Origin of the sequence: Alcaligenes faecalis (assembly GCF_009497775.1) — a bacterium.
In the GTDB taxonomy this organism is placed as follows: Bacteria; Pseudomonadota; Gammaproteobacteria; order Burkholderiales; family Burkholderiaceae_B; genus Alcaligenes; species Alcaligenes faecalis_D.
In genome coordinates this window covers 4,074,279-4,087,185 of sequence record NZ_CP031012.1, presented here as the reverse complement: position 1 = coordinate 4,087,185, position 12,907 = coordinate 4,074,279, and the positions used below count along the sequence as shown (strand labels likewise).

General features: G+C 56.5%; 17 protein-coding genes. 16 read left to right on the top strand and 1 reads right to left on the bottom strand.

Translation table 11 applies throughout. The features are described 5' to 3' along the window. Window positions 1–95: 95 nt before the first annotated feature. The 12 genes from DUD43_RS19445 to rpsQ all read left to right on the top strand — a co-directional run bounded on the left by DUD43_RS19445 (window position 96) and on the right by rpsQ (window position 7,832). Complete coding sequence (locus DUD43_RS19445) at window positions 96–2,030, top strand: glycine betaine ABC transporter substrate-binding protein (protein ID WP_153231455.1); 1,935 nt, start codon at window positions 96–98, stop codon at window positions 2,028–2,030. Beyond that, entirely contained in the window at window positions 2,027–2,869 is an 843-nt protein-coding gene (locus DUD43_RS18740) for a quaternary amine ABC transporter ATP-binding protein (RefSeq protein ID WP_153231454.1), read from the top strand. Before DUD43_RS19445 ends, DUD43_RS18740 begins: the two co-directional genes overlap by 4 nt. Before the next feature lie 240 nt (window positions 2,870–3,109). Further along, window positions 3,110–3,784, top strand: coding sequence for a 50S ribosomal protein L3 (gene rplC, locus DUD43_RS18735; protein WP_003803046.1), 675 nt, complete (start codon window positions 3,110–3,112; stop codon window positions 3,782–3,784). A gap of 3 nt (window positions 3,785–3,787) precedes the next feature. Next, window positions 3,788–4,408 (top strand): 50S ribosomal protein L4, encoded by a 621-nt coding sequence (gene rplD / locus DUD43_RS18730; RefSeq protein WP_094198176.1) that lies wholly within the window; start codon window positions 3,788–3,790, stop codon window positions 4,406–4,408. After that, window positions 4,405–4,701, top strand: coding sequence for a 50S ribosomal protein L23 (gene rplW, locus DUD43_RS18725; RefSeq protein WP_003803043.1), 297 nt, complete (start codon window positions 4,405–4,407; stop codon window positions 4,699–4,701). Before rplD ends, rplW begins: the two co-directional genes overlap by 4 nt. 1 nt (window position 4,702) lies before the next feature. Continuing rightward, window positions 4,703–5,530 carry a 50S ribosomal protein L2 gene (gene rplB, locus DUD43_RS18720; protein WP_003803041.1) on the top strand — a complete coding sequence of 276 codons (828 nt, stop codon included), beginning with the start codon at window positions 4,703–4,705 and terminating at the stop codon, window positions 5,528–5,530. A 12-nt stretch (window positions 5,531–5,542) separates the two neighbouring features. After that, entirely contained in the window at window positions 5,543–5,818 is a 276-nt protein-coding gene (rpsS, locus tag DUD43_RS18715) for a 30S ribosomal protein S19 (protein WP_003803039.1), read from the top strand. A gap of 3 nt (window positions 5,819–5,821) precedes the next feature. Then, window positions 5,822–6,151 carry a 50S ribosomal protein L22 gene (gene rplV, locus DUD43_RS18710; protein ID WP_009462426.1) on the top strand — a complete coding sequence of 110 codons (330 nt, stop codon included), beginning with the start codon at window positions 5,822–5,824 and terminating at the stop codon, window positions 6,149–6,151. Between the two features lie 9 nt (window positions 6,152–6,160). Next, window positions 6,161–6,934 (top strand): 30S ribosomal protein S3, encoded by a 774-nt coding sequence (gene rpsC, locus DUD43_RS18705; protein ID WP_003803035.1) that lies wholly within the window; start codon window positions 6,161–6,163, stop codon window positions 6,932–6,934. 3 nt (window positions 6,935–6,937) lie between these two features. Next, window positions 6,938–7,354 (top strand): 50S ribosomal protein L16, encoded by a 417-nt coding sequence (gene rplP, locus DUD43_RS18700; RefSeq protein ID WP_003803033.1) that lies wholly within the window; start codon window positions 6,938–6,940, stop codon window positions 7,352–7,354. A gap of 9 nt (window positions 7,355–7,363) precedes the next feature. Further along, window positions 7,364–7,555, top strand: coding sequence for a 50S ribosomal protein L29 (gene rpmC / locus DUD43_RS18695; protein WP_003803032.1), 192 nt, complete (start codon window positions 7,364–7,366; stop codon window positions 7,553–7,555). Between the two features lies 1 nt (window position 7,556). Continuing rightward, window positions 7,557–7,832, top strand: a complete 276-nt coding sequence (rpsQ, locus tag DUD43_RS18690; RefSeq protein WP_003803027.1) for a 30S ribosomal protein S17 — start codon at window positions 7,557–7,559, stop codon at window positions 7,830–7,832. Window positions 7,833–8,156: 324 nt separating this feature from the next. Here rpsQ and DUD43_RS18685 read toward each other — a convergent pair whose 3' ends face one another. Next, entirely contained in the window at window positions 8,157–9,125 is a 969-nt protein-coding gene (locus DUD43_RS18685; RefSeq protein WP_086069905.1) for an AraC family transcriptional regulator, read from the bottom strand. Window positions 9,126–9,254: 129 nt separating this feature from the next. Between DUD43_RS18685 and DUD43_RS18680 the strand changes: the two genes are divergently transcribed. From DUD43_RS18680 to DUD43_RS18665, 4 genes are read left to right on the top strand one after another with little or no spacing between them, the layout of a single operon-like run. Further along, complete coding sequence (locus DUD43_RS18680) at window positions 9,255–9,815, top strand: carboxymuconolactone decarboxylase family protein (RefSeq protein WP_009462432.1); 561 nt, start codon at window positions 9,255–9,257, stop codon at window positions 9,813–9,815. After that, on the top strand, window positions 9,800–10,891 hold the full coding sequence (locus DUD43_RS18675; RefSeq protein WP_153231453.1) for an acyl-CoA dehydrogenase family protein: 1,092 nt from the start codon (window positions 9,800–9,802) through the stop codon (window positions 10,889–10,891). Before DUD43_RS18680 ends, DUD43_RS18675 begins: the two co-directional genes overlap by 16 nt. Continuing rightward, window positions 10,888–11,697 (top strand): ABC transporter ATP-binding protein, encoded by an 810-nt coding sequence (locus DUD43_RS18670; protein ID WP_153231452.1) that lies wholly within the window; start codon window positions 10,888–10,890, stop codon window positions 11,695–11,697. Before DUD43_RS18675 ends, DUD43_RS18670 begins: the two co-directional genes overlap by 4 nt. Before the next feature lie 10 nt (window positions 11,698–11,707). Then, window positions 11,708–12,904 carry an ABC transporter substrate-binding protein gene (locus DUD43_RS18665; RefSeq protein ID WP_153231451.1) on the top strand — a complete coding sequence of 399 codons (1,197 nt, stop codon included), beginning with the start codon at window positions 11,708–11,710 and terminating at the stop codon, window positions 12,902–12,904. The last annotated feature ends 3 nt before the right edge of the window (window positions 12,905–12,907 follow it).

The window sequence follows — 12,907 nt, the reverse complement described above, 5'->3', positions numbered from 1 at the left end:
GGCGTTTTTTTTCGTCTGCGGGTTTGTTTTTTACGACCGGACACACTTTGACCCGGAAACAAATGCGACGATGGGCAAGGTGAAGGAGGACAAGAATGATAAATCGGAGACGCAAGCCGTTCCTGGCCCTGTGGTATTTCCTGGCACTCTGGCTATGTCTGTGGGGAAGCAGCGCAGCAGCGCAAGCCTGTGCAGATGACAAACCCATACGGTTGGCCGACCTGAGCTGGGAAAGCGCAGCATTCAGCACCGAGCTGTATCAGCAGATTCTGGAGAAGGCCTACGGTTGCAAGACCGAACGGGTGCCGGGCTCCTCGGCTGCTCTGGAAAGTGCGCTGGCGCAAAATGATATTCAAGTCATAGGCGAGATCTGGTCAGGACGTACCGAGATCATCGAAAAAGCCATTGAAGCCGGTCAAGTTCAAGTACTAGGCAATACCTTGAAGGGCGGGGCCGAGCAGGGCTGGTATGTACCGGACTATGTCGTCGACGGCGACCCGGACAAGGGAATCAAGCCAACTGCTCCCGATCTACAGAAAGTGGAAGATCTAGGGCGCTACGCCACTGTTTTCAGCGACCCGGAGCAGCCGAATAAAGGCCGCTTTTATAACTGCCCCTCCGGTTGGGTATGTGAAACCTTCAATAGTCGCCTGTTCGATCTCTATGGTCTGGGCGAGCACTATCAAAACTTCCGGCCCGGTACGGGCGCGGCTCTGGATGCGGCAATCAGTGCTGCCTACGACAGACGTGAGCCCATTCTGTTTTACTACTGGCAGCCTGCAGGCCTGATGGCCAAGTACTCCTTCAAGAAACTGGCCAGCGCGCCTTTCAATGAAAGCTGCTGGGAGGCTGCTGTTTCTGGCAAGGGCACGATTTGCCCGACGGACTTCATCCTGGCGCATATAGGCGTAGCGGCTTCCACCCCTTTCGTAGAGTCTTATCCTGAGCTGGTGGCTTTGTTTGAAAAGATCCAGCTAGAGCCCGAGCAGATGAACAAGATCATTTTGGGCATGACGGAAGGCGGGCAGAACGCCAGCACGCAGGTACAGAAATTCCTGACAGAGAACGCAGAGCAATGGCGTCAGTGGATGCCGGTGGCTCAGGCAGATCGCTTGCAGGCTGCTTTGGAGCCGCAAGCAACAAAACCAGTCACCACAGCGCAGTCCCGCTTCTTCCCGGAGTGGTCAGCAGCAGATTGGGTGAACCGTCAGTTGCTGGTTGCCGTGCAGGATTGGGGCACGGGTTTTCGCCAGATCAGCGCCTGGATTCTGACGCATGCCATCTTGCCGGTGGAGCGTGTTTTGCAGCAAGTGCCTGCCTGGGCGATTCTGGTTTTGACCGGCTTGTTGGCCTGGTGGGGACAACGGCGCTTTTTGCCTGTCCTTCTGTATATGGGTGGCTTGTACTTGATAGGCGCCATGGGACTGTGGGACAAGCTGATGCAAACCTTCACCCTGGTGCTGGTGGCAACTGTCTTCTCTGTTTTGATCGGTGTCCCGGTCGGCATTCTGAGCGCCCGAAGCCGTCTGCTTAGAAAAGTGCTGACGCCCGTGCTGGATGTGATGCAAACCATGCCTAGCTTTGTGTACCTGATTCCGGTGCTGATGCTGTTCGGTCTGGGTAAAGTCCCCGCCGTCCTAGCCACCGTTGTCTATGCTGTCCCGCCCTTGATTCGCCTGACCAGTTTGGGTTTGCGACAGGTAGACAAGCATGTGATGGAGGCGGCGCAGGCGTATGGGGTCACGCGCTGGCAAATGCTGACCAAGGTCACCTTGCCCTTGGCGCGGCCCAGCATCATGGCGGGCATTAATCAAACCACCATGATGGCCTTGTCCATGGTGGTGGTGGCCTCCATGATTGGGGCTCAGGGCTTGGGTGAAGACGTGTTGGCCGGCATTCAGACATTGGATATAGGGCGTGGGCTGCAGGCAGGGGTGGCGATTGTGATCCTGGCCATTGTTATTGACCGGATTTCTCAATCCTTTGGCCGTTCCCAGCGTCATCGCCGCAAGGTCAGGAGGCAAGCATGAATACCATTCCTACACCCTTGGGCGAGCAAGCTTGCAAGATAGAGTTGCGAGACGTCTATAAGGTCTTTGGCAACCGGGCGAGTGAAGCCGTGGAACTGTTAAAGCAGGGGGCTGATAAGCAGGCAGTGCAGAAGCAGACGGATTGCATTGTGGGTCTGGCGGGTGTGAATGCCTGCTTTCCTGCGCAGCAGATCTCCTGCGTAATGGGTTTGTCCGGTTCAGGTAAATCTACCTTGGTGCGTCACATCAATCGCCTGATCGATCCCAGTGCCGGACAGGTGCTGGTGGATGGGCAGGACATCTTGCAGCTGGACATGGCCAGCCTGCGACAGTTCCGTCGCTATGGAATCAGCATGGTCTTTCAGGCCTTTGGCTTGTTGCCCCATTTGACGGTGGTGGAGAACGTTGCCTTTGGTCTGGAGGTACGCGGCGACAAGCGTTCACAAGCCCGGGAGCAGGCCAGGCAATGGCTGGAGCGTGTGGGTCTACAAGACTATGCCGATAACTACCCAGACGAATTGTCAGGCGGGATGCAGCAACGGGTGGGTCTGGCCAGAGCCTTGGCCGTCGATGCAGACATTCTGTTGATGGACGAAGCCTTTTCGGCTCTGGACCCCTTGATTCGCTACGAGATGCAGGATGAGCTGTTGCGCCTGCAAAGCAGCCTGAACAAAACCATCATCTTTATTACTCACGATATTGATGAGGCATTGCGGCTGGGCCAACACATCGTGGTGCTGCGCGAGGGCAGGGTGGAACAAAGCGGTACTCCAGCTCAAATTCGCGACGAGCCCGTGAACGAATACGTTGCCCGCTTTGTAAATAAGGCGCATCAATAGAAAACGGGGCGCAGATCAGTTTTCCTGATCGTAGCTCCATAGCCGCACTCCCCGAATCCGAAAAAACTGTTGTCAATCAAGCAGTTTAGGGCAGATTTTTGCAGTAAATCTTGCTTGGCTTTACAGCAGCGTGCTATATTTACTAGCTTAGCCAAAAAGTTTTGGCTATGGTCGTCGCGCAAATCATTGCGTGTACTCTCAGTTAGCCCTGACCAATCGTAGTCAGGAATGGAGAAAACGATGTCGAACTCGACACCTACGCCTGCCGCGTGGCGGCTGGGCCTTGTTGGGCGTAAAGTTGGCATGACCCGTGTGTTTACAGAGGAAGGCGAGTCCATCCCTGTGACCGTGCTGGACGTGTCCAACAACCGCATCACCCAGGTCAAGACGCCCGCAGTTGACGGTTACGCTGCTGTACAGGTTGCCTTTGGCACCCGTCGTGCAACACGCGTTACCAAGCCCCAGGCAGGGCACTATGCAAAAGCTGGCGTTGAAGCTGGCAGCATCCTGAAAGAATTCCGCCTCGACCCCGCTGCTATCGCCGAGCTTTCCGCCGGTTCCGTAGTTGCTGTGGAAAGCATTTTCGAAGCGGGTCAGAAGGTTGACGTTACGGGCACCACGATCGGTAAAGGCTTTGCCGGTACCATCAAACGCCACAATTTTGGCGGCCAGCGTAACAGCCACGGTAACTCGCGCTCGCACCGCGTACCCGGTTCCATTGGTCAAGCCCAGGATCCAGGCCGTGTGTTCAAAGGTAAAAAAATGTCGGGCCATATGGGTGACGTTACCCGTACGGTTCAGAATCTTGACGTGATCCGCGTCGACGCCGAGCGTGGCTTGTTGCTGGTCCGGGGCGCTGTCCCAGGTCACAAGAATGCCAATATCGTTGTGCGCCCTGCTGTGAAAGGAGCCTAATCCATGGAACTGAAGCTCCTGAACGAACAAGGCCAAGCTGCATCCACATTGCAGGCCAACGAAACCGTTTTCGGTCGTGAATTCAACGAAGCCCTGGTTCACCAGATCGTTGTTGCATACCAGTCCAATGCTCGCAGCGGTAACAGCAAGCAATTGACTCGTGCCGAAGTCAACCACAGCACCAAGAAGCCATGGCGCCAGAAAGGCACCGGCCGCGCTCGTGCTGGTATGACATCCTCGCCCGTGTGGCGTGGAGGCGGTCGTGCATTCCCCAACACCGGTGAAGAAAACTACACGCACAAGGTCAACAAGAAGATGTACCGCGCCGGTATCAGCGCGATTCTGTCTCAGTTGGTCCGTGACGAGCGTCTGTTGGTTGTTGATTCCTTCACTCTGGAAGCACCCAAGACCCGTCTGGCAGCCAACAAGCTGAAAGACCTGGGCCTGGAATCCGTGCTGATCATCACCGACGCGCTGGACGAGAACGTGTACCTGGCTACGCGTAACCTGCCTCACGTTGCTGTGGTTGAACCACGCTACGCTGACCCGCTGTCCCTGATCCACTACAAAAAAGTGTTGGTCACCAAAGCGGCTGTCGCTCAGTTTGAGGAGATGTTGGGATGAACGCCGAACGTCTATTGCAAGTAATTCTGGCTCCTGTCGTGACTGAAAAAGCCACGTACGTTGCCGAAAAAAATCAGCAAATCGCTTTCCGCGTCGCTCCTGATGCTACCAAGCCTGAAATCAAAGCTGCTATTGAACTGCTGTTCAAAGTAGAAGTTGAGTCGGTGCAGGTGCTCAATCAGAAGGGCAAGGAAAAGCGCTTTGGCCGTTTCATGGGTCGCCGCCGCAGTGTGCGCAAGGCATATGTCTCGCTCAAGCCCGGTCAGGAACTCGACTTTTCTGAGGTGAACTAATATGGCATTGGTAAAAGTAAAACCAACGTCGCCAGGTCGCCGTGGCATGATCAAAGTGGTTCACCCTGAACTGCACAAAGGCGCTCCTTACGCGGCTTTGCTGGAAAAGAAATCCAGCAGTGCTGGCCGTAACAACAACGGCCACATCACGGTTCGTCACCGTGGCGGCGGTCACAAGCAGCACTACCGTATTGTCGACTTCCGTCGCAACAAGGACGGTATTCCTGCGAAAGTAGAACGTCTGGAATACGACCCTAACCGCAGCGCTCACATCGCATTGGTGTGCTACGCAGACGGCGAGCGTCGTTACATCATCGCCCCTCGTGGTCTGGAAGTGGGTGCAACGGTTGTGTCTGGCGCGGAAGCTCCTATCCGTTCCGGCAACACTTTGCCTATCCGCAACATTCCTGTGGGTCAAACCATTCACTGCATCGAGATGCTGCCTGGTAAGGGTGCTCAAATCGCTCGTTCCGCTGGTGGTTCCGCTGTGTTGCTGGCTCGTGAAGGCACGTACGCTCAAGTGCGTCTGCGTTCCGGTGAAGTTCGCCGCATTCACATCGACTGCCGCGCCACGATTGGCGAAGTCAGCAACCACGATCACAGCCTGCGTCAAATCGGTAAAGCCGGTGCTGTTCGCTGGCGTGGTATTCGTCCTACCGTTCGCGGTGTGGCGATGAACCCAGTCGATCACCCGCACGGTGGTGGTGAAGGTCGTACGGGTGAAGGCCGTGAGCCAGTCAGCCCATGGGGTACTCCTGCCAAGGGCTACCGCACCCGTCGTAACAAGCGCACAGACAACATGATTGTTTCGCGCCGTAAGCGCAAGTAAGGGGCGAACACTATGTCACGTTCGATCAAAAAAGGCCCATTCGTTGATGCTCACCTGATCAAAAAGGTTGACGCAGCCGTTGTGGGTAACGACAAGCGACCAATCAAAACCTGGTCGCGCCGCTCTACCATCCTGCCCGAGTTCATTGGGCTGACGATTGCCGTTCACAATGGCCGTCAACACATTCCCGTTTACATCAACGAGAACATGGTTGGCCACAAGCTCGGCGAGTTCGCTTTGACCCGTACTTTCAAGGGTCACGCTGCGGACAAAAAGGCCCGGAGATAAGTGATGGAAACTACAGCAATTATTCGTGGAGTCCATATTTCGGCGCAAAAAGCACGTCTGGTTGCGGACATGGTCCGCGGCAAGTCCGTCGCTCACGCTCTGAATACGCTGACTTTCACTCCTAAGAAAGCCGCTGGCATCATCAAGAAAGCTCTGGAATCGGCTATTGCCAACGCTGAGCACAATGACGGCGCCGACATCGACGAACTGAAAGTCACCTCCATTTACGTGGACAAGGCTCAGTCGTTGAAGCGTTTTTCTGCACGAGCCAAAGGCCGCGGTAACCGTATTGAGAAGCAGACTTGCCACATTGTGGTCAAAGTCGGCGCTTAAGGAGTCACAATGGGACAGAAAATCCACCCAATTGGGTTCCGCCTGGCTGTTAACCGTAACTGGAGCTCGCGTTGGTACGCTGACGGTGCTGAGTTCGGTACGATGTTGGCTGACGACATCCGTGTGCGCGAATACCTGAAACGCAAGCTGAAAAGTGCGTCCGTTGGCCGTGTGGTCATCGAGCGTCCTGCCAAGAATGCTCGCATCACCATTTACTCGGCTCGTCCTGGTGTAGTGATCGGCAAGCGCGGCGAGGATATCGAAAGCCTGAAGGCTGACCTGCAGCGCCTGTTGGGCGTGCCAGTGCACGTTAATATCGAAGAAATTCGCAAACCTGAAACCGACGCTCAACTGATCGCCGACTCCATTGCTCAGCAACTGGAAAAGCGCATCATGTTCCGTCGTGCGATGAAGCGTTCCATGCAAAACGCCATGCGTCTGGGTGCCCAAGGCATCAAGATCATGAGCTCGGGTCGCTTGAACGGCATCGAAATCGCTCGTACCGAATGGTACCGCGAAGGCCGTGTGCCTCTGCACACCCTGCGCGCTAACATCGATTACGGTACTTCCGAAGCGCACACGACGTACGGGATCATCGGTATCAAGGTCTGGGTCTACAAGGGCGACATGCTGCCTAACGGCGAAATGCCTGTTGACACCGTAGCCCCTGAAGAGCGCCGCCCACGTCGTCCACGTGGTGACCGCCCTGAAAACCGCCGTCCAGGTGGTCGTGGCCGCGGTCCTCGTAAAGACGCTGCTCCTGCTGCGTCCGAAGGAGAATAAAACATGCTGCAACCTTCTCGCAGAAAGTACCGCAAAGAGCACAAAGGCCGTAACACCGGTCTGGCTACTCGCGGTGCGCAAGTTTCGTTTGGCGAATTTGGTCTGAAAGCCACTGACCGTGGCCGTCTGACTGCTCGCCAGATCGAAGCAGCACGTCGTGCAATTAACCGTCACATCAAACGTGGTGGCCGCATCTGGATCCGTATCTTCCCCGATAAGCCAATTTCGCAGAAACCTGCCGAAGTTCGTATGGGTAACGGTAAGGGTAATCCAGAGTTCTGGGTCGCTGAGATTCAACCAGGCAAGGTCCTGTACGAAATGGAAGGTGTTAGCGAAGAGCTGGCACGCGAAGCATTCCGTCTGGCCGCTGCCAAGCTGCCTATCTCGACGACGTTCGTAACGCGTCAGATCGGTGCTTAAGGAGACGTCATGAAAGCCAGCGAACTCCGTACCAAAGATGCCGCCGAGCTCCAGAAAGAGCTCGAGAGCCTGTTGAAAGCACAATTTAACCTGCGCATGCAGCGTGCTACTCAACAGCTTTCCAACACCAGCCAATTGGGCAAAGTACGTCGCGACATCGCTCGTGTCCGTACTGTCATGGCTGAGACCGCAGGAAAGTAAGATGAGCGAAACTCAAACTACCGAAAAACGTCAACGTACCCTGATTGGTCAAGTTGTCAGCAACAAGATGGACAAAACTGTCGTCGTTCTGGTTGAACGCCGCGTTAAACATCCCTTGTATGGCAAGATCATCGTCCGCTCCAATAAATACAAAGCGCACGACGAGACCAACCAGTACAACGAAGGCGATACCGTTGAGATTTCCGAAGGCCGTCCTATCAGCCGCAGCAAGTCCTGGACTGTTGTGCGTCTGATCGAAGCAGCCCGCGTGATCTAAACGCTTGCTCAGATGCCCAGGCTTCGGCCTGGCTCTGGTAGGTCAAAAAAACCCCGATCTGGTTACAGATTGGGGTTTTTTTATGCCCGGTTGTTTGTCGACGGGTACTGGAAAAAAAGAGTGATCGTATGGTGTGCCAGTTGCCGGCGTGAAGGCTGGAATTAGCGTTTGATTCCGAGTGGCCCGTGGGTTTTACTCCTGCCTGGGCAGCATGGCATCTTGCGCAGGATATCGGCTATGTCCTATGGCTCGGGCCATTGACCTGCATGGATGATTGGGCTGAAAACAGCGGCTGGTTGCGGCCGTAAGTCGCATACTGACGACTTAGCTACGCGCGTCTTGCTTGCGCCACTGCGCGGGGCTGACACCCACACTGCGCCTGAATGCGGCGCTAAAGGCGGCCGCCGAGCTATAGCCAATACGCTCGGCAATCTGTTCCATGGTCAGCCCTTGCTCCAGCTGACGCTTGGCGAGCTGCATACGCAGCTGCAGCAGCACCTGGGCCGGTGCCATCCCACAGAGCAGAGTAAAGCGGCGGTGAAAGGCGGCACGTGACATATTCAGGTAGGCGGCCATATCATCCACCGACCAGGCTTTGGCAGGCTCTCGCAGCAGTTGCTCGATCAAACCACCAAACGCAGCATCGCTGGCCAGATGAATCAAGCCCGCAGGCAGGGCCCCTTCAGCCGGTGTCTGCCCGATTTGCTGGCGCAAGGTATAGAACAATAACAGTTCCACCAGTTTTTCCAGCAGGCTGGAATTGGCCTGTGGCTGCCGCTGCATCTCGGCCTGGATCAAGTCCAGCAAAGGACGTCCAGAGTCCGCATCTGCCTGAGAACCATCAATCAATAAAACATCAGGCACGGTTGCCAGCAGCAATTCGCTCAAACCACGCCCCAGATCCAGGAAACCACAGAGCAAACCCGTGCTTTGCGGCACCTGCGGCTCCAGATTCTGCATGGTTTGCCGCTGCATGGCCGCGTTCCAGTCTGGCGGCGTGGGCGATGAGCTTAGGCGATGGGGCACATCCCGCAAGAAGAACACCGCATCACCCGCCTGCAAGGCCAGGGCGTCCTGATGCTGAATATGCAGCCAGCACGGCCCATGCAAGACCACATGAAAGCCTGCCCGTTGATGTCCGTGCAGGCTGCTTTCCCATTGATTGCAGTACTGGCCCAAGTGAAACAGGCTGGCCGAGATCTCCAGCCCGGACAAGAGCAGTTCCTCCACAGGGTGTCCTGTGTCTTTGGAATCGACAGCGCAATGGCTGTCAGGAAAGGCAGAGTCGCTCATGCAGAAAATATGCTTATTTCTTTTCGTGGATATTTTTAATATGAATACCGCTATGTTCGCACATGGAGATAAGGCGCCAGTCAATCGACAATAAAACCTTCTCGGATTAACTAAGGAATTGTCGCCATCATGACCCGCTTAACTTTGCATACTGTGGACTCCGCACCAGAGGCGGTCAAACCAGCCCTTGAAAAAGCTGTGCGTGGTAGCGGCTTTTTGTCCAATCTGCTGGCTATTTTGGCCAATGCGCCCGTTGCCCTGCAAGCCTATCAGGATATGTCCGCCCTGAACGCCACCGCCAGCCTGTCGCTGGTCGAGCGCGAGGTGGTGCAACTGGTCGCTGGCACCACTCATGGTTGCCGCTTCTGCGTGGCTGGTCACACCGCCATTGCGACCAATAAAGCCAAGCTGGACCCGGAAATCCTGGCTGCCTTGCGTGCGCGTGGCTTTGACCAGATCAACGACGAGCGCCTGCAAGCATTGGCTTTGTTCAGCCGCGCCGTGATTGATACCCGTGGTCAGGTGTCGGATCAGGCTCTGGCCGATTTCCGTGCAGCGGGTTACGGCGACCAGCAGGCTCTGGAAGTGATTACCGGCATCGGCTTGGCGACGATCTGCAACTTTGCCAATAATCTGGCCCGTACGCCGCTCAATAGCCAGCTGGAGGCCTACGCATGGGAAACGCCTTAAAGCGCGCTGAGCAGCCTGTGCTGGCCTCAGAACGCCCTGTTTTGTCGCCCGGCTTGGCCCAGTGGCTGGAGGAGCATGCCCTATCGCTGGATAGCGATGCCTCCCAGGCGCAGGCTTTGCTGCCTCGCCTGGCGCAAGACGGTTTGTTGAGCCTGGGCCTGAAAGCAGACTTTTCCGACTTTGGCGATGCCGTTCAATCCATCGTGGAAGTGGCTGAACATTCGCTGACGGCAGGTTTTGTCCTGTGGAGCCAGCGCACCTTTATTGAATACCTGCGTGATGTTCAGGACCCCGCCATGCGCGAGCGTTATCTACCCGGTTTGCTGGACGGCAGTATTGCGGGTGCAACGGGACTGTCCAATGCCATCAAGTTTTTGGGTGGTATTGAAGAGCTGCAAGTGCGCGCCCAGCCCGAGCAAGGGCAATGGCAGTTTGAAGGTCGCTTGCCCTGGATTACCAATCTGCGCCCCGGCAATTGTCTGGTCGCCATTGTGGCCGCCATGCCCGAGGACCAGGCCGGTATCTGGGTGGCAGAACTGGGCGATCAAGGATTGGAACGTTCGGCGGACCTGGATCTGGTCGGACTGCGTGGCAGCAATACCGCTGCCTTGACGTTCAATGCCGTGCGTCTGGGACAGGAGCGTTTGCTGCATCCTGATGCGGGTCATTTTGTGCGCTCGGTACGTCCCCGTTTCATGGCGCTGCAATGCGGTATGACCATGGGCCTGGCACGTCGCTCCTTGAAGCAAGTGTTGGATGCGCCACGCTGCCAATGGGTACAGGAACAGCCTGCTCGCCGCTTGCTGGATCGCGTGCAGGAATTGTCGGATGTGCTGGTTGATGCCGTACGTAAACCCGGTTCGGCTACGCCGCCTGATCTGTTCAAGGTCCGTATCGAGCTAAGCAGTCTGGCGTCGCAGGCCGTGGCCTTGGAAAGCTCAGCGATTGGCGGCGCGACCTATATGCAGGGCAAGCATCCGCAACTGCTGCGTCGTTATCGTGAAGCCATGTTGGTGCCTTTGATTTCGCCTACTGTGGCGCAGCTGAAAGCTGAACTTGGGCAGGATGCCGTATGAGTTCCGCCGCCCCCTCGCATACCGATTCTGAAAGGGCCGGGCTCTTGTCCGCACGGGGGATCAGTCTGGCCTACGGTGGCCAGACGATCTTGCAGAACCTGGACTTGAACGTGCGCGCGGGCGAGATCGTGGCGCTGCTGGGTCCCAGCGGGGTGGGCAAGTCCTCCTTGTTGCGGGTACTGGCCGGTCTGCAAACGCCCACTCAGGGTGAGGTGTCCTTTCTGGGGCAGGCCGTGCGTGGAGTGCATCCCGCTTTGGCCATGGCGTTTCAGGAGGCCATTCTTTTGCCTTGGCTAAATGTGCAGGCCAATACCGGCTTTGGCCTGGGCTTTGCTCGTCAGCCTTCCGTATCCGCGGCAGAACGTCGCCTGCGAGTTGAACAGGCGCTGCGCCAGGTTGGTTTATATGAAAGCCGTCATCAGCGTCCTGGCGCCTTGTCGGGCGGTATGGCACAGCGCGTTGCCATTGCGCGTTGTCTGGCTCGACGCCCACAAGTCTTGTTGATGGACGAACCTTTTGGCGCGCTGGACGAAGTAACCCGTCGTCAGATGCAGGAGCTGATTCTGTCGATACGCGACCAGACCGGCTGCGCCATTGTGCTGGTTACTCACGATATTGATGAAGCCCTCTTGTTGGCAGACCGCGTCCTGCTTTTAGGTGGCCGTCCTGCCGGTTTGCAGCGTGAGTGGAGCTGCCCGGCACATCCCCGATCTCATCTGGATAACTGGCTTCAGGCCATACGCCTGGAAATTGTGGCCAGCCTGGAGCAAAGCCTCTCCCAGGCGGTTCACGCTTCTGTTTTGTAAGGTGCATTTCATGATTGAATCTCCTACGTCCCGTACCCGTCGCGACTTACTGAAACTGGCGTCCCTGCTGACTGTCGCGGGCGCTGCGCCTTTGCTGGCCCAAGGGGTTGCCCGTGCACAGAGCGAGTCGAATGCGCCTTTGCGTATCGGTTATTTGCCAATTACCGATGCCACCGCCATGTTGGTGGCGCATCACAATGGATACTTTGAAGAAGCAGGCATTGCGGTGGAAAAGCCCGTGATGGTGCGCAGTTGGGCCCAACTGATCGAGGCCTTTATCTCCGGTCAGGTCAATCTGGTGCACTTGCTCTCGCCCATGACGGTGTGGGCACGCTACGGCAGCAAAGTGCCTGCAAAAGTGGTGGCCTGGAATCACATGAGTGGCTCTGCCATCACGGTGGCGCAGAACATCAGCTCGGCCGAGCAACTGGGCGGGCAGACGGTGGCTATTCCTTTCTGGTATTCGATTCACAACGTGGTGTTGCAGCATGTGCTCAAAGCACATGGCCTGACGCCGGTCGTGAAAAACTCCGGTGCGTTGGCTTCCAACGAGGTCAATCTGGTGGTGATGGCGCCTGCCGACATGCCTCCGGCCTTGGCTTCGGGGCGGATTGCCGGTTTTACTGTGGCCGAACCGTTCAATGCCTTGGCAGAAACCCAGGGCATGGGCCGCATCCTGCGCTTTACTGGCGACGTTTGGCGCGATCACGCCTGTTGCGTGGCCTTCATGCACGAGCAGGATTTGCAGACTCGTCCCCAATGGTCGCAAGGCGTGGTGGATGGTCTGGTCAAGGCGCAGATCTGGATACGCAGCAACCGTGCCGAGGCGGCCCAGATCCTGTCGCGTGAGGGTGGGAATCGCTACACCCCGCACACTCAGGAAAACCTGTTGAAAGTGTTGTCCCCGGACCCGGCTGATCGTGCTCAATACGTGAAGTCTGGCGTGATTCGTCACCCGGACTGGGATGATCAGCGCATTGATTTTCAACCCTATCCCTTTCCCAGTTACACCGAGTCCTTGGTGCAAATGCTGCAAGGGACCCTGATCCAGGGCGAACGTGGTTTTCTGGAAGGGCTGTCTCCTGAGCATGTAGCCAGTGATCTGGTGGATGACCGCTTTGTCCGTGCCGCTTTGGAAAAGCAGGGTGGTCTGGCGCAGTTTGGCTTGTCCGAGCAATACAGCCGCAACGAGAGCATTGTTGTATGAGTT

Coding starts and splice junctions, on each gene's coding strand:
- DUD43_RS19445 (WP_153231455.1), top strand. CDS start 96: ATGATAAATCGGAGACGCAAGCCGTTCCTGGCCCTGTGGTATTTCCTG.
- DUD43_RS18740 (WP_153231454.1), top strand. CDS start 2,027: ATGAATACCATTCCTACACCCTTGGGCGAGCAAGCTTGCAAGATAGAG.
- rplC (WP_003803046.1), top strand. CDS start 3,110: ATGTCGAACTCGACACCTACGCCTGCCGCGTGGCGGCTGGGCCTTGTT.
- rplD (WP_094198176.1), top strand. CDS start 3,788: ATGGAACTGAAGCTCCTGAACGAACAAGGCCAAGCTGCATCCACATTG.
- rplW (WP_003803043.1), top strand. CDS start 4,405: ATGAACGCCGAACGTCTATTGCAAGTAATTCTGGCTCCTGTCGTGACT.
- rplB (WP_003803041.1), top strand. CDS start 4,703: ATGGCATTGGTAAAAGTAAAACCAACGTCGCCAGGTCGCCGTGGCATG.
- rpsS (WP_003803039.1), top strand. CDS start 5,543: ATGTCACGTTCGATCAAAAAAGGCCCATTCGTTGATGCTCACCTGATC.
- rplV (WP_009462426.1), top strand. CDS start 5,822: ATGGAAACTACAGCAATTATTCGTGGAGTCCATATTTCGGCGCAAAAA.
- rpsC (WP_003803035.1), top strand. CDS start 6,161: ATGGGACAGAAAATCCACCCAATTGGGTTCCGCCTGGCTGTTAACCGT.
- rplP (WP_003803033.1), top strand. CDS start 6,938: ATGCTGCAACCTTCTCGCAGAAAGTACCGCAAAGAGCACAAAGGCCGT.
- rpmC (WP_003803032.1), top strand. CDS start 7,364: ATGAAAGCCAGCGAACTCCGTACCAAAGATGCCGCCGAGCTCCAGAAA.
- rpsQ (WP_003803027.1), top strand. CDS start 7,557: ATGAGCGAAACTCAAACTACCGAAAAACGTCAACGTACCCTGATTGGT.
- DUD43_RS18685 (WP_086069905.1), bottom strand. CDS start 9,125: ATGAGCGACTCTGCCTTTCCTGACAGCCATTGCGCTGTCGATTCCAAA.
- DUD43_RS18680 (WP_009462432.1), top strand. CDS start 9,255: ATGACCCGCTTAACTTTGCATACTGTGGACTCCGCACCAGAGGCGGTC.
- DUD43_RS18675 (WP_153231453.1), top strand. CDS start 9,800: ATGGGAAACGCCTTAAAGCGCGCTGAGCAGCCTGTGCTGGCCTCAGAA.
- DUD43_RS18670 (WP_153231452.1), top strand. CDS start 10,888: ATGAGTTCCGCCGCCCCCTCGCATACCGATTCTGAAAGGGCCGGGCTC.
- DUD43_RS18665 (WP_153231451.1), top strand. CDS start 11,708: ATGATTGAATCTCCTACGTCCCGTACCCGTCGCGACTTACTGAAACTG.